At 61.7% G+C, this 18,753-nt stretch carries 22 protein-coding genes and 1 pseudogene; 14 read left to right on the top strand and 9 right to left on the bottom strand.

Annotated elements, in window-relative coordinates; genetic code table 11:
- Positions 1 to 368 (top strand): DpnII family type II restriction endonuclease (locus tag ACYQOP_RS27435; protein ID WP_461225824.1); only part of this gene is annotated, 368 nt, incomplete at its 5' end.
- 485 nt (positions 369 to 853) lie between these two features.
- Positions 854 to 1,051: a hypothetical protein gene (locus ACYQOP_RS27430; protein WP_461225822.1), complete on the top strand. Its 198-nt coding sequence runs from the start codon at positions 854 to 856 to the stop codon at positions 1,049 to 1,051.
- Here the strand turns inward: ACYQOP_RS27430 and ACYQOP_RS27425 are convergent.
- From ACYQOP_RS27425 to ACYQOP_RS27415, 3 genes are all read right to left on the bottom strand, one after another.
- Positions 1,041 to 1,235, bottom strand: a complete 195-nt coding sequence (locus ACYQOP_RS27425) for a hypothetical protein (RefSeq protein ID WP_461225820.1) — start codon at positions 1,233 to 1,235, stop codon at positions 1,041 to 1,043. The genes ACYQOP_RS27430 and ACYQOP_RS27425 overlap by 11 nt on opposite strands.
- A 278-nt stretch (positions 1,236 to 1,513) precedes the next feature.
- Entirely contained in the window at positions 1,514 to 1,735 is a 222-nt protein-coding gene (locus ACYQOP_RS27420; RefSeq protein ID WP_461225819.1) for a hypothetical protein, read from the bottom strand.
- Positions 1,735 to 1,863: a recombinase family protein gene (locus ACYQOP_RS27415; protein ID WP_461225826.1), complete on the bottom strand. Its 129-nt coding sequence runs from the start codon at positions 1,861 to 1,863 to the stop codon at positions 1,735 to 1,737. Before ACYQOP_RS27415 ends, ACYQOP_RS27420 begins: the two co-directional genes overlap by 1 nt.
- Positions 1,864 to 2,836: 973 nt before the next feature.
- On the opposite strand from ACYQOP_RS27415, the gene ACYQOP_RS27410 reads away from it, so the two are divergent.
- Positions 2,837 to 3,082 (top strand): hypothetical protein, encoded by a 246-nt coding sequence (locus ACYQOP_RS27410; RefSeq protein WP_461225818.1) that lies wholly within the window; start codon positions 2,837 to 2,839, stop codon positions 3,080 to 3,082.
- Between the two features lie 8 nt (positions 3,083 to 3,090).
- On the opposite strand, the gene ACYQOP_RS27405 is transcribed toward ACYQOP_RS27410, so the two are convergent.
- On the bottom strand, positions 3,091 to 3,312 hold the full coding sequence (locus tag ACYQOP_RS27405; protein ID WP_461225816.1) for a hypothetical protein: 222 nt from the start codon (positions 3,310 to 3,312) through the stop codon (positions 3,091 to 3,093).
- A gap of 56 nt (positions 3,313 to 3,368) precedes the next feature.
- Positions 3,369 to 3,584, bottom strand: coding sequence for a hypothetical protein (locus tag ACYQOP_RS27400; RefSeq protein WP_461225814.1), 216 nt, complete (start codon positions 3,582 to 3,584; stop codon positions 3,369 to 3,371).
- A gap of 235 nt (positions 3,585 to 3,819) precedes the next feature.
- Here ACYQOP_RS27400 and ACYQOP_RS27395 point away from each other — a divergent pair, with 235 nt between their 5' ends.
- The 7 genes from ACYQOP_RS27395 (at position 3,820) to ACYQOP_RS27365 (ending at position 11,602) form a co-directional block, all read left to right on the top strand.
- On the top strand, positions 3,820 to 8,085 hold the full coding sequence (locus ACYQOP_RS27395) for a phage tail tape measure protein (protein ID WP_461225812.1): 4,266 nt from the start codon (positions 3,820 to 3,822) through the stop codon (positions 8,083 to 8,085).
- 551 nt (positions 8,086 to 8,636) lie between these two features.
- Positions 8,637 to 9,467: a hypothetical protein gene (locus ACYQOP_RS27390; protein WP_461225810.1), complete on the top strand. Its 831-nt coding sequence runs from the start codon at positions 8,637 to 8,639 to the stop codon at positions 9,465 to 9,467.
- 487 nt (positions 9,468 to 9,954) lie between these two features.
- Positions 9,955 to 10,170 (top strand): hypothetical protein, encoded by a 216-nt coding sequence (locus tag ACYQOP_RS27385; protein ID WP_461225808.1) that lies wholly within the window; start codon positions 9,955 to 9,957, stop codon positions 10,168 to 10,170.
- A gap of 7 nt (positions 10,171 to 10,177) precedes the next feature.
- On the top strand, positions 10,178 to 10,396 hold the full coding sequence (locus ACYQOP_RS27380) for a hypothetical protein (RefSeq protein WP_461225806.1): 219 nt from the start codon (positions 10,178 to 10,180) through the stop codon (positions 10,394 to 10,396).
- Positions 10,393 to 10,935: a hypothetical protein gene (locus ACYQOP_RS27375; RefSeq protein WP_461225805.1), complete on the top strand. Its 543-nt coding sequence runs from the start codon at positions 10,393 to 10,395 to the stop codon at positions 10,933 to 10,935. Before ACYQOP_RS27380 ends, ACYQOP_RS27375 begins: the two co-directional genes overlap by 4 nt.
- A gap of 98 nt (positions 10,936 to 11,033) precedes the next feature.
- A complete protein-coding gene (locus tag ACYQOP_RS27370; RefSeq protein ID WP_461225803.1) occupies positions 11,034 to 11,288 on the top strand; it encodes a hypothetical protein in 255 nt (84 codons plus the stop codon).
- On the top strand, positions 11,285 to 11,602 hold the full coding sequence (locus ACYQOP_RS27365) for a hypothetical protein (protein WP_461225801.1): 318 nt from the start codon (positions 11,285 to 11,287) through the stop codon (positions 11,600 to 11,602). The genes ACYQOP_RS27370 and ACYQOP_RS27365 overlap by 4 nt, the downstream gene beginning before the upstream one ends.
- Before the next feature lie 68 nt (positions 11,603 to 11,670).
- Here the strand turns inward: ACYQOP_RS27365 and ACYQOP_RS27360 are convergent, their stop codons facing one another.
- Complete coding sequence (locus ACYQOP_RS27360) at positions 11,671 to 12,342, bottom strand: transcriptional regulator (RefSeq protein ID WP_461225799.1); 672 nt, start codon at positions 12,340 to 12,342, stop codon at positions 11,671 to 11,673.
- A 511-nt stretch (positions 12,343 to 12,853) separates the two neighbouring features.
- On the opposite strand from ACYQOP_RS27360, the gene ACYQOP_RS27355 reads away from it, so the two are divergent.
- Positions 12,854 to 13,006 carry a hypothetical protein gene (locus ACYQOP_RS27355; protein WP_461225797.1) on the top strand — a complete coding sequence of 51 codons (153 nt, stop codon included), beginning with the start codon at positions 12,854 to 12,856 and terminating at the stop codon, positions 13,004 to 13,006.
- A 287-nt stretch (positions 13,007 to 13,293) separates the two neighbouring features.
- Here the strand turns inward: ACYQOP_RS27355 and ACYQOP_RS27350 are convergent, their stop codons facing one another.
- Positions 13,294 to 13,671 carry a hypothetical protein gene (locus tag ACYQOP_RS27350; protein WP_461225795.1) on the bottom strand — a complete coding sequence of 126 codons (378 nt, stop codon included), beginning with the start codon at positions 13,669 to 13,671 and terminating at the stop codon, positions 13,294 to 13,296.
- A complete protein-coding gene (locus ACYQOP_RS27345; protein ID WP_461225793.1) occupies positions 13,671 to 14,294 on the bottom strand; it encodes a nucleotide-binding protein in 624 nt (207 codons plus the stop codon). Before ACYQOP_RS27345 ends, ACYQOP_RS27350 begins: the two co-directional genes overlap by 1 nt.
- A 173-nt stretch (positions 14,295 to 14,467) precedes the next feature.
- On the opposite strand from ACYQOP_RS27345, the gene ACYQOP_RS27340 reads away from it, so the two are divergent.
- A complete protein-coding gene (locus ACYQOP_RS27340; RefSeq protein WP_461225791.1) occupies positions 14,468 to 15,265 on the top strand; it encodes a TIGR02391 family protein in 798 nt (265 codons plus the stop codon).
- 257 nt (positions 15,266 to 15,522) lie between these two features.
- Here the strand turns inward: ACYQOP_RS27340 and ACYQOP_RS27335 are convergent, their stop codons facing one another.
- Positions 15,523 to 16,854 (bottom strand): hypothetical protein, encoded by a 1,332-nt coding sequence (locus tag ACYQOP_RS27335; RefSeq protein WP_461225790.1) that lies wholly within the window; start codon positions 16,852 to 16,854, stop codon positions 15,523 to 15,525.
- 336 nt (positions 16,855 to 17,190) lie between these two features.
- On the opposite strand from ACYQOP_RS27335, the gene ACYQOP_RS27330 reads away from it, so the two are divergent.
- Together ACYQOP_RS27330 and ACYQOP_RS27325 are read left to right on the top strand one after the other, a co-directional pair.
- On the top strand, positions 17,191 to 18,285 hold the full coding sequence (locus ACYQOP_RS27330) for a DNA adenine methylase (protein WP_461225788.1): 1,095 nt from the start codon (positions 17,191 to 17,193) through the stop codon (positions 18,283 to 18,285).
- A pseudogene (locus ACYQOP_RS27325) lies at positions 18,285 to 18,753 on the top strand (DpnII family type II restriction endonuclease); the annotation flags it as partial. The gene ACYQOP_RS27330 and the pseudogene ACYQOP_RS27325, both read left to right, overlap by 1 nt.

The following is an 18,753-nucleotide window of genomic DNA, read 5'->3' as shown; positions in this document are numbered from 1 at the left end:
AGGTCTTCGGCAACACCTACGATGTGCGCTGCACCTTCACTGGCCCCCGCGGGAATCAGGCGAAGTGCGACATCGCCATTCCCAACAAGAGCGAGCCGCGCATCATCATCGAGTCCAAGGCCTATGGCGCCACCGGCTCGAAGATGACCGACATCATCGGCGACATGGATGCGATCATCGAGGCGAAACGCCACGACACAGCACTTCTGTTCGTCACCGATGGCATGACGTGGAAGGCGCGGATGTCGGATCTCGCGAAACTCGTCTCACGGCAGAACCAGGGCCGGATCACTCGTATCTATACGATGCAGATGCGGGACCAGTTTCTAGCGGATCTTCTCACTCTTAAGGGTGAGCAAGGCCTGTGAGCCCTTCGACGCCTCAGGCGAAGGCGTACCGCTAAGTTGGAGGCAGGTCCGCTGGTCGGTATGGGTGCCGGTGAAAGTCCCAGAGCTCGACCCGACAACTTGGCCTCATGCCTGACCCTTTGTGCTCAAGGCGAGGACACGGCTTGGCGAGCTCGCTGCGCACCAGGTCCAGGTCGGCATCGGCGCCGAACCTCTCGGCGAGACGCACCAGGCGGTAGCGGCCGCGCCTCCATGGGCACAGGCTGCACCTCAACGTCAGCGTGACGTAGGGGAATTCAGCGATGGTCCGGGGAAAGCGCATTCCGACCACGCCATGAGAACATGACGAGAACAGATATCCGGCATCCGCCCATGGTCAAGCTGGAATTCTTGGTTGCATGTCATACATACGCAACGGTGCGGCGAAACCATCCGTATTGGTGAGAATTGAGCCTTAACATGGGTGGAAGGGCCGCCCGTCAGCGCACCGATACCGTGAGCTTGACATGATCTACACCCGCAACCGTTTCCTCATCTGGGCACCCCGGTCCGGAAAGCGTCCCTCGACCCCGTTCAAGATTGGCGTCGACTACGCGATGGCGGATGCCTTCCCTCTCCTCGAGGGCGACTTCCCCGAGCGTATTGCGCAGGCAATCGAGGCTCTTGAGGCATCCGAGACCAGGGCGGGCGGTATCACGGCATAGCCGCGACGCGGACAATCACCGGAACCAGGACAAGGACGGCGAGCGCCAGGACGAAGCCGACGACGACACTCAACGTGCCGGAGGCGTCCACCTCGAACCCGTGCCAGCGGACCCGGAGCTTGTTGCCCTCGTGGGGAGGCGGCCGGACAATTGGCGGCTTAGGTCGGGACTTGTCGGGAATCACGGGCACACCTCGCCATTAGCGAATCGGTGCGCTCCCGCGTGGGATTGATAAGGGGTCGAACTGCCCTTCACGTCAACAACTTGCTGTTCTCCTCCCCATTGAACACCAGATGTGGTGGAGGCCCGATGTCTGTGGATATCGGGATCTGTGAGTTGCCCTCATGCGCTTAGCCTTTGGCGACTCACGCTGCCCGCTTGAGGATGCGATCAACCTGGACGGGCGCCCACTTGCTGCCTCGCGCCGTGGGGATGTTGCTGGCGTTGAGGGCAACGCTTCAATCAGATCGCGCCGTACTCCACCCTCGCTCCCGCAAGTTGGCCCTGGAATTCCAGGGCCTTAACCCGCTGACTTCGAGCAATGAGGCGGATGGCAGCCGCATGACCTTCCAGCCCCTCTCGCTCGGCGAGCTCGGCCATGAGGGCAAACTCATCGGCAGCATCCGAATACACCTGGATGGCATCCCGTAGGGCTTCCAGAAGCTTTTGAGTCACCTGGTCCATCACGCGGCCCTCTTCAGGATCCGATCCACCTGGACCGCCGTCCACTCGCCGCCGCGCGCGGTCTCGACCCTGCGAGCGTTGAGCTCGGCCGCGACGGCGCGGAGCGAAGTGGCGCCCGCCGCGCGGATGTTGGTGATGAGCGGCAGGATGTTGGCCGCGAAGGCGTCCGCCTCACCTCGCTGAACCTTGGCGCCCTTGGCCGATGCCTCCGCCAGGTTCGTTTGTTGCCGAGGGCGCCGGATCGCCGGGTAAGCCTGTGGCTGTCAGGGTCTGCGAGGGGGTGTTAGCAGCCGCGCCAGCGCCTCGACCGCAACGGCTGGCCAGGGGCGCTTCATGTACGGCGGCATGATGCAGATGTCGTCGGCGGAGGGAATGCCCGCCGGGATGTATGTTCCCGCCCACCACGTCTTCAAGCTGTTAAACATCGGTCGTCCTCGTTTTGTCGCTGCGCTTGGAAAGAGAGGCAGCGCCGTCTCTTCCGTACTTATTCCCGCGCGATGCGTAGCGGCCTGACGGAGGTCGACGGACAAGGGCGGTCGTCCAGACGGTTGGCGATCTTCTCGCATTAGAGCCGCCCACGGCATGGCAGCGCGCTGAACGCATACCTCTATCGGTGTCGGAAAAACGATCCTATTCCTGACAGTGAAATCCGACACCCAATTTTCCGGCGCTTCCTTCGAGCGATGTGTCGGGAAAACGTGTCTGGAAATCTATCGTCGGAGAAACGGTAATTTGAAGCCTGACAACTCCAGCGCGGTCGCATCAAACCCGACACAGCGACATCACCCCTCACCAGAAGGATGAAATGCACCCTTCACGTCAGTACGGGCCATGGACACCGGGCCTCGACCCGGCCGAGCTCCTCGCCCGACTCCGATCCCTCCGCGCCATCGCCCGACTCCTAGCCGGCCCCCGCGCCGCTGCGATGAATGCCCTGTTGCTACAGGCTGAGACCGACTCGGCCGCCCTGGAGCCCGCCGCAGAGGAGCTCGAGCGCCTCGAGCCTACTCGACCGGCGCAGGATCTTGAGCACCTTCGGAGGCCTCGGCCGTGGCCAAGTTCGCCCTGGCCTTCGCGTGACGCCGCGTTACGTTGGTCACCATGATGACCAGCGCCGCATCCATCCTTGCCGCCATCCTGGTCGCCACCGCTGCGAGGGCACAGGCACAGGACGCCGAGGCGGTTCGGCTCCGCAACGCCATCAACGACCAGACCCGCGCGCAAGAGCGCCAGGCCGAGACCCTGCGCCAGCTTGAGGTTCTACAGCGCGACCAAGCACGCCGCGCCGACAGCGCCCGCCAGAACGCAGGAAGGGACAGCCGTTCGATGCGACACTTCGATCGATAGAGCGAGCTTCAGGTTCGTCGGGAAGTTTGCATCAATCCCTGGATGCGCCGTTGCTCGCGCATTTCTCTCAGCAGCGTCTGGATCTTTCCTAAGTCGTTTTCAGCCTCGGCAGTAGGCTTCCCGCCTGCAAACAGCCCGGCGATGAGCAGAAGCTGGGAGATGCGTCGTCCTTCGCCTTGAACGATGAAGCGATCTAGGACCTTGAGTACGTTCTCGCCTGTCCTCGTCATGTCCCGCGCCCCCGCTCGCTAACTTGGAAAATACAGCGATACCATAGGTTTGCGAGTCAGTCGCCGCCTGGATCCGGCAGCTTCTCGCGCTCCGACCATGCGAGCGTATCCAGCAGGGCGTAGAGGGCGGCCTCGGCATCGCGTGCCACCAGGCTCACGTCTCGCGCCCCCTCGGCCTCGGCTCGCTGCGCCAGGCCGGCAATCATCATCGTGACAGCCTCGACCATCAGGGCGGCGTTGCCGTGCTTGTTCGCATACTCGCGTCCGCCCACCATCCGCTCCTGCGCAAGCTTCGCATTCGATCACGAAGATATATTACAGTAGTCGGTTTTTTTATCCGAACATACCCCCGGCCTAAGATTGGGACCTATATTTCCGCGAGCTCCAAAAGCATTTTTATTGGGGCGACCTCGACCATAACAGGTACCTCTTTTTATTTCGGTTACCTGATTCAACACTTCTCCAACCCAACGCCGGCACCAAACGACCGGCGAAGAAAGAAAAACTATGTCTATCGAAACTGACGTCAAATTGACTTTGAAGGCCGAGGACCAGGCCAGCGCCGTCGTCCGCGCCCTCCGTGCCGAAGTGGACCTCCTCGGGAAGTCCGTCGCCAAGCTGGCCAAGCTCAACGTGCCCGGCTTGAAGACCGCCACCAGGGCCAACATCGCCCCGAAGGCCGCCAACCCCTTCCGGCTCGACCCAAAGGCCGCCGACGCCCTGAAGACCCGCTTCACCGCCGAAGCCCGTCTCGCCCGCCAGCGCACCACCCAGGCCGCTGCGGAGGACCGCCAGCGCCGGCAGTTCGAGTCCGCGGCAATCCGCGCTTTTCGCGAGCGCCAGGCCGCCGCTGCCAAAGCGACCCGTCAGCGTCTCGCCGAGATCGGAGCCATCGATCGGGCCAACAGGCGCGCCGCCGACGCCGCCGAACGTGACGCCGCTTCGACCCTCCGCCGGCAGATCGCTGGGGACCGTTGGCGGTTCCAACTCCGCAACCGGATGGATCGCCAGACCACCGCCGAACGAGAACGAGCCCGCAAGGAGACCGTCGGGCGCGGCCGGGACGCATGGGGCCACGGGCGCGACGCGATCCGTGACACAACCAGGCCCGTAGGTGTAGCCGCCCTCGCAGGCTCAGCCGCAGCCGGTGCAGCAACCCGCAAGATCCTTACTTCCGAGAGCGCCATCGATGCAGCCGAAATCAACACCAGGGCATATGCCGACCTGAGCCAAGAGGCCGCCCGCGATCTACGAGACAACTGGGCCTCGCCGCTCGCCGAACAGTTGGGCGTGGAGAGCGCGAAGTTGCTCACCGCCTGGACGGACTCCGTGAAGCTGGGCATCCCCGCCGCCGGAGCGAAGGCCGTCGCAGAATTGACGACGCAAACCTCGGCCGTATGGGAAGTGCCCTTCGAGCAAGTCGCCGACATTCTCGGAACGGTCAACTCGATCCTCACCAGCAAAGGTGACAAATTCGACGCTGGCAAGCTCAAGTCCGTCGCCAATACCATCCAACATCTTGCCGCAAACCAGAGCACGACGCCTGAGAAGCTCCTCTCGTACCTGCAGCGCGGCGCGGGTGGCGCCCAAGTCCTTGGAATGAGCCAGGAGAGCGGATTGGCGTTCGGATCGGCCTCCACGTCGCTCGGCAACCAGGCCGGCACCAGCGGCCGGCTCATGGATCATGTCGCCAGCAGGCTCATGCAGACGCCCCGCATCGCCAAAAAGCGCGGTGATGAGGGCGACGCCGCTCGAGATTTCGTCCGCGCCTTGGGGTACGGGACGGCTGAGAACATGGAAACGAAGCGCAGAGCAGATCCTGACGCCTTCCTTCCAGACTTCTTCGATCGCTTCAACAAGATCAGAAACCCAAAACAACAGGACAAGGCGCTCAATTACTTCTTCCAAAAAGAATTTCTCGGCGAGGGAGGAAGAATAGTTAAAGGCGCGGAAACATATAAGGAAGCAGTTAAGCTTTCCGAAGAAGCAAAGAAGTTCGACGCTATTGGAAAGGTTTGGGAGCTTCACCGAACAAAACTGAGCTTTGTGTTCAAGCAGTTCAGAAGTGGATTTCTGAATATCCTCGGCGAACTTGGGAAAGTCATCTCGCCAATGGCTCGCCAAGCCGGCGATTACTTTCTCGGGTGGTCCGCTCAACTGCGCAACGGCGGCCTCGCTGCCCGCTTCAAGGCCTCCGTCGAAGGACTCCTCAACGGTTTGGGCTTCCGCGATCTCCCGGACCTCCTCCGCCGTGTACTGGGTGAGCCCGGCAAGGGTGCGGCTGGGTCCATCGAAGCATGGAAGGCGACCGCTCGAGGTTTCGGGGCCGGCATCCGCGACATCGCTGAGCTGGTTGCAGGCGCCGCGAAGATGCTGTCCGGCGGATCGGGAGACCCTGAAACCCTCGCCAGGTGGACCGCTCGCATCGGTGCATTCTCGGCCGCCCTCCTCATCGCCTCGCCTGCCATCTCCGTCTTGAGCGGCATCGGCTCGGCCGTCGTCGCCCTGGGCAGCGCCGCGCTCACAGCGTGGGGAATGATGAAGGTCGTCAGTCTCGCCAGCGCCTCGGCAGGGCGCACGGTGGGCGGCCTAGGCCTCATTGCCTCACGCCTTGTTGGCGGTCTCGTCGGCGGCCTGGGCCTCGCCATCGTCGCGGAGCTCGGCACCCGGCGCGGGGAGATCACGACTCTCATGCTCAACGCGACCAAGGGGCTCTTCGCCTCCATGGTCCAGGGCATCCGCGATGCGCTCGCCGAGTGGAAGCAGGGCGGCCTGGTGAACGGCGTCCTCCGCTTCCTCGACCCCAACTTTGCCCCCGACCCGGCGAAGGCACCCTCGACCCGGAAGCCTGAGATCGGCGCCGACAGGGGCGTGATGGACCGGGTGTTGGACTGGTTTCGCGGAGCTCCGCCGGCTCCAGCCACGACCTGGCGCGATCCCCCGGCCAAGGCGACCGTCGAAAAGCAGTCGTTCGGCATCGATCCGGCCGCAGTGCGATCTTTGATCCAGCCCGCCTCCCTGCAGGTGGATGGCGACGATCGTCCGGCAGATCAGCATGGCCGCGTCGACCTCGCCGTGGTGTCGCTCGCCAGCGCCGGCCACGTGATCGGCGAGGCCTTCCTCGAGCGGATCATGGGCCGCCTGGTTGTCGAGGCTCCGGTCGCCGGCAGGCCCGCGACGGCCGAGAAGACCGCAGCGGACAGGGCATGGCGCGGCCTCCTGGTTCCGGCGACCTTCCGCGTGATGGATGACCTGGGGGGCGGCGTAGAGCGTTTGAACCGCACCCTCGCAACCTTCGGGAGCAAGGGCTTGTCGTCGTCGCTCACGACGCCCTCGACCGCGCCTTCCGCAGCGTTCGGGAGTGCCGGGGACGCCACCGCCGTCTTCTCCTCCTCGACCGGCGGCGACGCTTCTGCTAAGATTGCACTTCGCGTCCCCACCTGGTTTGGCGGCAAGGCCGGCACCGGCAACGGGTTCGGCACGGGCGCCGTGGGTGACGGTCTCTTCGGGGCCATCATGCGCGCCGAGGGCACCACCAAGGACGGCTTCAACACCGTCCTGAGCTACGGAAAGTGGGGCCGCCCCGATAAGCCGCTCACCGATATGTCGCTCGACGAGGTGAAGGCCTTCGGGCTCCAGATGCGACGGGCGCAGTTGGCCAAGGGTACGCCCTGGGAGAAGACGAGCTCCGCTTCGGGCGCTTTTCAGATCACCGGCTCGACCATGATGGACGCGGCAAAGGCCCTTGGGCTCGACCCGGCGACCACGAAGTTCGACGGCGAGACCCAGAAGCGGATGGCCACCTGGATCGCGCGCAAGCAAGGTCTCGGCGCCTGGGAGGGCTTCAAGCACCATCCGGGCGAGCTCGCCACAGCACGGGAGGCGATGCGCTCGGGCAACCTGGGCACCGTCACCCCGAACGCTCCTACGGCAGCAGGTGGCGATAGCTCGAGTGCCGGCGCGGCCGATGTGGCTGCCCGCTACATCGGGAAGAATGAGCACCGCGACCGTCGCGAGCTCGGACAGTTCCTCGGCCACGATCCGGCCGGGAGTGCGAATGCGTGGTGCGCCTCGTTCGTCAACGCCAGCTTGAAGGCGGTCGGACAGGGCGGCAGCGGCTCGAACATCGCCAACTCGTTTTTGAGATGGGGCAAAGCGGTCTCGGCCGAGGTTGCTGAAAAGGGCGACGTTCTCGTTGAGCATCGTGGGCGCGGTGTAGACGGTGCTGGCGGCCATGTCGGTCTCGCGACCGGCCGGCGGCGGATGCGCAACGGACGGCTCGAGCTCGAGAGCATCTCCGGCAACACCTCCGACTCGGTGAAGGCCGAGTGGGAAGACGCCTCAAAGCTCGCGGTGCGGCGCTCGACCCAGCCGAAACCGGCACCGTCGATTGCGGCGTCTCCGCAGGCACAGGAGGCGGCTAGGGGGTTCACCGCGCCGGCAGTCCCTCAGGGTACGGATCGACCGATCTCAGCCCCGGATATCGCGGCGCGGGTACCGATGACGTTGCGGCCCAAGCTCACCGCTGACGAGCTCGCGACGAAAGCCGCCAGGCCGGCGCCGCCGATGACGCCAAGGCCTCCGGCTCCGGAGTCGGGATCATCGTCTCGCGGGGGTGGTGGAGTGAACGGCGGGGGCAGCAATGCGCCGGCGGTGAACATCACGATCCACGCCGGAAATCAGTCTCCCCAAGAGATGGCCAGCCATCTGCAGCGGCACGTGACCGAAGCCTGGGGCAACCGGGCTCACGACATGGAGCCGGAGTACACGTAAGGAGCGGAAGACGATTTGAGACCCGGCCGGGTGCATTCCAGCACTGGCCACCCGAAAGACACCTTAGCGGCTGCGCCAAGTACCTCCGTAGGGCTCAGTATCACCGACGCTGCAGTCCACCGGGTCATGACCCACGGGCGACCGAGCCTCATGGCAAAAGTACATGGCGGATCGGAAAGCACAAGGTCTGACCGGATGCGCGGTGCGCTCAATAAAAAGGACCGCCCCTATTCCTCGGAAAAGGGGGCGTTCTCCTACGCAAGATCCATCAAATAAATCGGGAAAATAGAGGTATTGAATCCCCTTTTTCGCGCAAAAGCCCCGCTCCCCCATACCGGCGAAGGTCAAGGAACGGGGCTTCCGGCAACAACAACTATCAACCTCAGGGAACGTCTGAAAACCGTCCCGCAAATCTCGAAGTCAACACTTTGGATAATAGCACGAAATCATCGAATCGCCAAAAGCCATCGCTCCGGCTCTCGGACATCCACAAGCTGATCTCCGGTCGATACGATGGCCCCTGCCGCACCGCCGACGCCGAACGCTACCTAATGGCCGCGATCCCGGAGTTGATGCCTCGTGCGAGAACCTGGCGCTACGCCGTGGCCTGGGCGCGCGACTGGACGCCCATCCTCCTCGAGGAGCGCGGCGAGGAATTCATCCGCCAGTGCTGGACGAAGGTGGCGAACCGTGAGTACCCCAACCTCGCCACCGACCAGTTGTCGCAGTTGCTCGCCGTCGCCGACTACGAGCCGTTGCGCTTCGGACTGCGCTGCATCCCCGCTGCATCACGAACGGACGAGATCCGAACCGCCGACCGGAAGGCCAAGCGGCAACTGGCAGACGCAGCCAGGCGCGCGACCAAGCCGGGATACACGCCCCGATCGGAGTCCTTGAAGGCGAGAGCTCCGTGGAAGGCCCTCGGCATGAGCCGGACCGATTGGTACGCGGAGCGCAAGGCCGAGCGGCTGGCGCCTGTGGGAGAGCCGGAAATCCCCATCCTGGACGATTGCGAGGCCATCGTTTCCGTCACGCCCTTTGGACGAATTAGCGGCCACCGTATCCCCTTAGACCCCTTGCAGCCCACATCCGGCCCAGGAAACACACAGGACGTTGCGCCGGCGAACGACAACCCGCCGCCCTTCACCAAGGTTGGCTATCGCGGCCGGCATGTCACTTTCACCGCTGCGTGGGTTGATATCCTGGTGTCCGCCGCTCCCCACATCGCCGACGACCTGGTGGTCCACCTCGACGCGGTGGATGCGCTGATGGCGAAGACGCCCGAGCGAAACCACCGTGCCGTCAGCCTCAACCTCTGCCGAGACATCAGCCGGAGGATCATCAGATCCAGACGGAAGGCGAGCTCCGCATTGGCCGCGTAGATGCAGTTGTTGTTGTTGCGAGCGCAGCGATGACCACCTTCCCGCGAGCCCGAACGGCCGACGGCGTGGCTCATCCCGATCGGGCTCCAGCTACGCTGGAATAACAGCATCAGCCGGACTACCGAATCGGTCGGCTGCGTCATCCGTTCGCGCAAGTCAATTGCCAATCTTGACTCAATCGGCAATCGGTGATAGGGGTAAGGGAAGGTCGGAGAACGGCCGGATGAACACGGAGGAGGGAATACCCTCCCGGGGCAGGTGGATGGCCTGGCGCCCCGAAGACCTCACGGTCACGCGCGAGCCCCTGAGCGGCGATCCAGTCCCTGGCAACGAACGCACGCTGGCGCAGACCGTCCCCGGTTACTCCCAGAATGTCGCACGCTGGCTCCCTGAGCCTGTTCGATCCGCTCCCAAGACGTGCGCTGCGGGACAACATCAACGTCCGTGCCGGCCCGCTCCACCATCCCCTTCAATATCGAGACCACCCATGAACACCGACCACCCCACCACGGGCGGGGATCGCGTGGCCTTCGTCGCCCACGACAGCATCGTCGAGGCTTTGGACCGCATGGCGGCCGGGAACGGAGAGACCCGCTCCCACGCGGCCCGCAAGATCATCGCCGGGTACCTCCAGGCCGCCGGCTTCCTCGACACCATCACCCCCATGACGCCGCGCGCCGGCCAACGCCGCGCCAGAACCTGAAACTCCAATGCGACACCGACCAAACCAAATCAGCTTCACGACCTCGGACGATATGCGCTCCGCCCTGGAGGACGAGGCCTTCGATCACGACGAGACCGTCTCCGCCGCCCTCCGCCGCATCGTTGCGGGCTTCCTCCGCGATGCAGGCCGCATGAGCTTCCGCGCTGCTCCGAGTCACCACTTGGGCCAGACGAACGGCCGGTACGCCACGCGGAGCCGGACATGAACATCGCCGATGCCACCAGCATCGCTGGCCAGTTCTGCACCCAAAACGGCATCCAAGCCGACCAGGACCGGCTAAGCGTACTCGGGGCCGCCCTAGCCGGCGCCGTCGAGTATGACGCCGCCACCGGTCGCCACTTTGTCCTCGACACGGACGGCACCCGGATAGCCCGCATTCGCGATGGCGAGCTCGTCGAGATCGATCCGGTCGAATGGCTCTCTGAACTCACGAAGTCCGATCCCCGCAGACCCGCGCGGAGAACTCCCACCCCGCTGCCGGTGCCGACTGACACCGCCCCCGAAGGGTGGACGACCGTGAAGTTCAACGCCTCGACGGGCCTGCGCCGGACGAACGATCCCATGCTTGGCGTGATCCAGAGCATCAAAGCCGACCAGGACGCGCCGTTGCTCGCAGAGATGCAGACGTGGCCGAACCCGTACCGCCCCGGCCCCAACTTCAATCGCACCAGGCAGGCGGTGTTGACGAACCGAGATCCGGCCCGCGCCGCGCGCTTTAAGGCCGAGGTAGGAATCCCGAAATGACGACGCTACCGACGAACGAACAAGCCCTCGTCGAACTCGAACGTGAGCGCGAGGAGGAAGCCCGCCTCGCTGCCATCCGCGCGGAGCAGGCGCGGCACATGGCCGATTTCATTGCCCGCCGTGAAAAGTCCGACGCCATCGAACGGGTGGAACGGGAAGCACAAAACCCCGCCCTCCGCTTAGCCAAAATGCTGGCCTTGCGGCTAGGTGACGACCTCCAGGCTTTCGTGAATGACCTCAGGCAGGTGAATTTCGTGGCCTTCCAACGGGCGATCGATCGCGTCAGGAGCGATGCGGAAACCGACCGGCGCACCGAACAGGAGCGCCGGTCCCGCAACCTTGGGCTGATATGAGCGAAGTACGCATCGTCGTCAGCGCGGCCGGACACCTTTTCCGCGTCGAGCTCAATGGCCGGCACCTCGTCACGGCGCGGACACCTCTCCTCGCCGCCGCCCGCGTCCTCCTCGCAGAAGGCGCAGACCCTGACACGCCCATCAGCATGTCGTGGGCCGGATCGAAGACCGTATCGATGCGCTCGACTGTTGGCCGTGCGGCATCTCTCGCCATCGCCGAAGACGATCGCGGAATCCGGCTAGTTGGATATCGGCCCGCTCGCTCGGACGTGCGGAATCAGGCCCTAGGACGGCCGGCAGCCATCACGGCCTAGTTCTGGCGCTTCGGAGCCAAAATGGCCGCTGGCGAGCTCCCCGCACGCACGGGAATGGCCTTCCAGCTTCACCGTCGCCGGCACCCTCCCCCGCTCGCTCGTTCTGACACTTGGTTGGTCCCCTTCGCCATCTCGAAAACCATCTTTTCGGCTGCTAGGCCGCCCTTCTTCTTCATAGGAGAATACAAGCCCCTCGCTGAATTGAAGGCACCCCCCCCGCCCATGCGGGACCAGGCCAGCCAATCTGGCGAGACGATGGTGATGACGTTCGGCAAGTTCCTCCACATCGCGACGCGGCGGATCTCGACCGCGACCAGGCCGAGCCGCTGAGCCTCGCGGATGGCATTGCGGACGGTCGTGGGTCCGACCCCTGCGAGATCGCCGATGCGCTTGATAGGGAGATCGCACCGTCCGCTCTTGGCGACCTCCACCGATATCACCGTCAGCACCGCCCGCTCGCCTTGGGTGAACTTCTCGCGCAGGTTCGGCGGGAGGGCGCCCGATCCACCATGTCTGCGACGACGCTCGATCCATTCTGGCGAGCGGGATCTCGACCCCACGGATTTCCGTAGCGATGGCGCGGGGATCGACTTCCGAGCTTCGATAAGTGCGGCCAGAGCCTCAAGCTCGACTTCACTGATTCGCCCCTCGGTGAAGGCGCCATACATCGCCGCCGCTACTTCGGGCAGCCTCAAGCGCGGCACGGCCTCAATGGCCCGCCGGATTTCATCCTGGAACATGCTTCTCCTCGAGCCACACAGGCCCGTCGGAGGAAGGTTTCACAGGATCACAGGACCGCCTGCAGATTTGCGCTATTGCAAATCACACGCAAACGGAAACACCCCTCATCGTTTGCGTCCTGCAAACGTCCCCAGAGGGGAGAGCATTTGCAAGCGTGCGCAATTGCGCAAACGAAATCGTTCAGGGAAGCGGCTTCCCCGTTGACATGGGCGGGGGGCTGAAGGAAGATCGTGACGCCAATCGACGATCTTTCTCAGCCCCGGCTGTTGAACCTGGAACCCGCCCTCGTGGCGGGTTTCTGCGTTTCGGCTATCTCGTTTTCAGACCATCCTCGATTCGTCGGCCACGGCGTTAACCGTGCCGAACTCGCATTTCGCCGGAACCATAGCGGGTTGTCAAAGGTGGTCTGCCATGGGGTCAGTGCGCATTCTCGTTCCGACTGGCCCTAACACCAGCGAAGATCTCCACCGCATGGAGGAAGCGGCCCATCGACATGGGCATCTCCCAGCGGTGCGGCCTCTCGAACATGATTGGGTCATCGTGATCTCGAGCGAGGATAAGAGCAACTACGAGCTCCAGGGGATCTACGCGAGCCACGTCTATCTCGGCTTGGCAGGAGAAGGCGCCCGGTTCGATCCGTTGAGCTCCTTTATTGGCCGCTGACTGAGCCATCATCCAGAGTTTCTGGGCAGATCGGATGCTGCATCAGCCTTCTCGTCGCCAACGACGCAACTCCGCTAGGAGACCCGTAACGGCAACGATGACTCCTGCCATCCCGGAGGCGATGGCAACGATGGTTTGGCTGTCCGGCATGAGGGTGCCCCTTAGAAACATCGATCGATGGTTCCCATTCTGACCTCACCCCTCTAAAGGTCCCTTAACCCTACTTTAACCATTTCAGCCCGCGTGAAAGCGGGTTTGCGGGTTCGTGTGGAAGCGGGTTTGCGTGGCTAGATCTCATCCTCGGTCATGCCCCGGTCGATCCCGTATTCGCGCATCATGAGGAGGAGGCCCTTGCGGTAGAGCGCCTGCGCCGTGGTGCCCTCGTCCAGAGCGAGCCGCTTTATTGCTTTGAACGTCTCGGGCGAGGCGTAGAGCGAGACGTGGGGCTTTTCGTAGCGGACCCGCATCTTGAGGCCAGCCTTGTCGTCGGCGCCCTCGGGGATCTCGTCATCAGCCACCACACGCTTTGCGGGCTCGCGGGTTTGCGCAGTCGCGGGTTTGCGTGGTTGCGTGGTTGCGGGTCCACTTTCGATGGGGGCAGTGGCGGGCTTCTTCCCGAACACATCGCCCCCGGCGAGGGGGGTCCGCTTGAACGGCTTGGCCATCACTTCGTCTCCAACTTCGTCGCAATGAAATTCCAAAGCGCCTTGATCTCGGCGGCCGCCTTCCCGCTCGACGCGATCTCGGTAACGCCAAGCCCCGACGCCATGGAGTCGATGAAGTCCGTCCTGGTGGACACGGCTGGCGCAACCTCGCCCCCGGCTTCCAGGACAGCTACCGCCTCGGCAGTGCGCACAGGCGTGACGGGGTTCGTGCCGTTGAGGACGAAGGCGAACGGCCGGCCGAGCGTCTGGATCGCCTCCACGGTCGGCGCAGCGGCCTTCAGATCGGGCGCGGAAGGGCGCACCGGAACTAGGCACAGGCTGGCTTCGCGCATGGCCCTGTTGACTGCCGGGCCGAACGTGCCGGGCGTGTCAATGACCAGCAGGCTCGTCTTCCCCCGCGATCGCACATCCTCGATCCAGGCCGTGAGCTTCGCCGCCTCGACCGACCGGAACACGATGTCCCCGGCCTCGCGTAGGCGTCCCCACTCGGCGAGGGTTCCTTGTGGATCCATGTCCACGGCGACTACCGACTCGCCCGCCTCGACGGCGGCTACAGCCACGGATGCCGCCATGGTGGACTTGCCGGAGCCCCCCTTTTGGCTGGCGAAGACCAGGACGTTCACGGGCACCCCCACGTAACCACGCAAACCCGCACACACGCGGTTGCGTCGTCTCGTAGTGTGCATCAGGTCACCCCTAATGACCAGCCAGTCCACGCAAACCCGCGAATTGCGGGATTTGCAACTTGACAGCGAAAGCACGATGAAAACTCTGGTGCTTTCACTGAGAGATCCAAATGGCTCGGAAACCATCACCTCCTACTCTTCGTAAGGCCGACCTGTCTTCTGCTGAAGTAATATCTGCCATACCAAAAATAAAACGTAGAATTTCAGAACTTGAAGAACTTGATGTTTCTAGATTAACAAATGAAGACGGAAAAATAGTTTTAGCCAGCTTGGTCCGTAAAACAAATTCTACCTTGTCAGACATTTTTGATAATGAGTCTATAGAATATAATCAGTATAATATTAAATACTTGTTCCCACTATTTGGTATAGTATATCCTGGAACGGATGTAAGCGTAAGAGGAAATCTTGACAAGATCCACACACTTGTACGTAGCAATATATCAAAACTTAATGACTTGATATTTATACTCGAAGAAAAAGTTGAAGATACGGAGGTAGGTTCAGTTTCCGGTGCGATTCGTGCGTACCAGGGACTTGAACTTCATCCTGAGATAGGTCGAGCTGCTTCCAATCTCTACAAGGATGGGCACTATTCCAACGCCATTGAGGCCGCTGTGAAAGCCCTGAACGGCTTGGTTCGACTGCGTAGTGGCCTTGAGCAAGACGGCTCTTCGCTCATGGAACGGGCCTTCGCTCCCTCTAACCCCGTGCTCAAATTCAATTCCTTGACCGATCAATCCGACAAGGATGAGCAGAAGGGCTTCATGATGATGTTCAGCGGAGCGGTAGCGGGTCTACGCAACCCTCGCGCTCATGGCTTCATCAACGATGATCCTGAGCGGGCGCTAGAGTTCATCGCCTTCGTCAGCTTGCTTGCCAAGCTCCTCGACGGCGCCACGACCTAGTGGTCGAAATCCGAGGGATGGTGCCCCTGCCCTAGTTGGCTTCCGCTCCGTAGTGACCCTCTACGGGTGGAGGCTGTCACTGCGGCCGCAAGGCCTGTCACCGGACTGTTGATGGGGCGTATGCCCGAGTGGATTAGGTCGCAGGCTCCGGCCATGGAAGCCTGTGCAGCGCGACCAGCGCAGCGCCCGCCAGCGCCGCCTTGCTGGTGGCAAGTGCGATCATGGTGAGATAAGTATCCCGGTTCCCAGCTAACTTTTCAGGAGAGATAATCCGCGACAAATTTTGGAAAGTCAGCATCTACTTTTTGCGCTTCCAAGATTGATGCTGCAGGGCCAGGGCTCACATTTGAGTAGGATTTTGCCTTGCTCTTGAGAGCTGGCAGAGTGCTGAAACCACTATTCGCCAAAACCCTTGGGCCGTTCCCGGCCCAGTCGGCTCCGCGAACAATCGCGGCGATGAGGCGAAATGCTTGCTCGCCGTCAACGGCCGCCGCCAGCGATGCATCCATCGCCGGCATGGAACTGGCGAACGGATTAGATGTACTCCATTGAGACGAAGCCGCCCTAGCAAGATAGGTCTGGAATAGCGGCTCGAAGATCATGGGCGAGCTTGCTACCGCGTTAACAAATTCCGGCGCGTAGGGGGCCTCTGCCAAGACCCAATTTGTGAATTCCTCCATTTCGCTGAGCATGAAGGCCTCACCCAATACCGAAACGCAGGCTCCAAGAAGGTGGGCGGGGTGACGAAGGAGCATGTAAGGCAAAGAGGTCCCGACATTTTTTGCATTCGTCATGAGCAGACCTCGAACGCGAAGTTTTGTACCAAGCTCGAGATCAACTAATATTTTTGGATCGCATGTGATCAATGCTGAAAAAAATTCTGCATTTTCCGGATTAGATGACTTTGGAACAATTAGTTTCTTAACTATTAGAACTCGATCAGATGGATCTTTTTTTGATGCTAAAGCCAAAATGAAGCTGCTAACATTATTTGCTGTAGTTTCATCGGCGCTATCTAACAATTGAACTAATTTATTAAAAAGAAAAGGTTTTGCTGCTGTATCTAAATTAGATAGTTCCTGTTCAACTACTGCAAGCATGTCGGGCAGCATCATGCTTGGAAAGAAGTTTGCGTCTGCAAGTCTCGCCATGACGGTATCTACGACGTAGGATGTTTCACGCAAGGGTAAGCTTAGAAATTTCTGAATCGCCTCCGAAAAGACGAAGCGTGCCTCCTCCGCGGTTACCGAGTGCCCCGATGGATGAGCAGCCTTATTCCGCTGGGTGTTCAGCTGCTCGAGGATCTGCGACTCAAGCTGAGTGATGATGCCGGCCGTCTTGAGCTTGTCGATAAGCGGCTTCTCAAAGACCTTTTGTTGGTCTGCCAGCGGCTCGATGTGGTCAGAGACGGACTTTGCCACCGCGTTGACAGGCGCAAGGACTTTCACCTTCCGCCGAAGTCCGTCGAAGAGGGCGATATGAGTGAGCACGACGCATGCGCGGTAAGCACCAGACCCGTAGCAGGCCAGCGCTTCACGAAGGTAATTGGCCACGTCCTTGTCGCTGACCGTCGCGACAAGCTCCTCCATGTCAGTCAACCCTGCCACTTAGCCCCCTAACCGATGCGCGTTCCGCAGGATGTGAAGCTACCTTTCGCTTCCGGACCCTGGCATTCAAGCTGGCCCAGTTCGGCAGCTCTCACTCATTCCCTATTGAGACGATGCCGAGCTGCCAAGCCTTCGCAGAGCTGCTGCGGAGCCAAAGCTTTAGGTAACGATTTCCATGCCGGTCGGCACCCTCTTCAGGATCGCCTCAACCGCGACCAGGATCATGATGGCGTCGGCGGAATTCGAGGGCTATTGAGGGGTTAACCGGCTGGCGATAACCAGCGCGCATGCTGCCGATGCCGTAACCAAGATGCACCCATGAACGTGGCTTGCCCGCCTCCCCTCATTCTAAGCAAGGCGAGCCGGCCGGCTAAAGCGGTGGGCGCTCTACCCGGCTTGGCCGGCAGCTTCCCCGAACTGCGCTACATGGGCTCGAAGAAGCGGTTGCTCCCTTGGATCTACGGGGTGCTTCAAGGGCTGGATTTCGAGACGGCAATGGACCCCTTTAACGGCAGCGGGTCCGTGTCATACCTCATGAAGGCCATGGGGCGGCAGGTTGTTGCGACGGACTTCTTGAACGTATCCGCTACGGTCGCACGCGCTCTCATCGAGAACTCGGAGGCGCAGATCGATGCGGCTGCACTGCGCCGGCTCCTATCCAAGAATGCGAAGACGGACACCTTCATCGAGCGCACTTTCACGGGAGTCTTCTTCCGACCAGACGACCTACGGTTCCTGGATCGGGTATCGGCCAACCTCCCGAAGCTGACCGACGACTACCAGCGTGCCCTTGCGATCTCGGCCCTGGTCCGGTCATGCCTCAAGAAGCAGCCGCGAGGCGTCTTCACGGTCTCCGGTGACCCCGCCCGGTACGATGACGGCCGGAGGGATCTACGCCTCAGCATCGAGGAGCACTTCCTTGAACAGGTCACGGTCTACAACGGGGCCGTGTTCTCCAACGGGCAGCAGAACAAGGCGCTCAAATGCGACGTGTTCGATGCTAACGTGGAGGGCGTCGATCTCGTCTATCTCGACCCCCCCTACGTCCCACGCGCCGACGACAATTGCTACGTAAAGCGCTACCACTTCGTGGAAGGCCTTTCCTGCTACTGGAAAGACCTCGAAATCATGGAGCGCACGAAGGTCAAGAAGATCCCAAAGCGCTACACCCCGTTTAGCTACCGATCAGAGGCTGAGAACGCTTTCGATCGGATGTTCGCGCATTTTCAGCGCCAGATCATCGTCATGTCCTACAGCTCGAATGGCTTCCCAGATCTTGAGCGACTTACGACGCTCATGAAGAAGTATAAGCGAGAGGTACAGGTATTCACACGCCCCCATCGCTACCATTTTGGAACTCATGTTGCTGTTACTCGCGCAGCCGTTGATGAATACCTGATTGTTGGTCGCTGATGCGTGTAATTGAACAGCAGGTCGGCGAGATCATTGAGAACCTGAGCCCGCTCGATGTCGAATGGATGGACGACACGGCCGGTAAGGCAATTGCCAAGCTTGCTGCCATCGGCGTGAAGTCCGACTACAGCCGCTCAGATGTCGAAGACCTTCTTGCCAACGATTTCGACGAAGGCCTGCTCTGCTGCCGTCTCTTCCTTGCTCTCTCGAAGGACACGATGGAGGGGCGCTTGCGAGATGCGCTTGGCGCTGGCGGCATCGGCATCAAGCGTTTCCAGTCCGATCGGATGGCATACCTCGACGCCTTGGAAGGCCTCGGCCTGCTCCACGACATGGCAAGCATCATCAATCACAAGCCGGTCTGGAGCGACATCCTCGTAGAACGCCTGCGGTCGGGCCGTGGGAGTGCGATCCAGGGACAGAAGCGCGGTCGCGGCCTGGAAGACTTCGCCGAGCAGATCGTGAAGG

This window comes from Methylobacterium sp. CM6247 (genome assembly GCF_054817925.1).
This window is presented reverse-complemented; position numbering and strand designations above follow the sequence as displayed.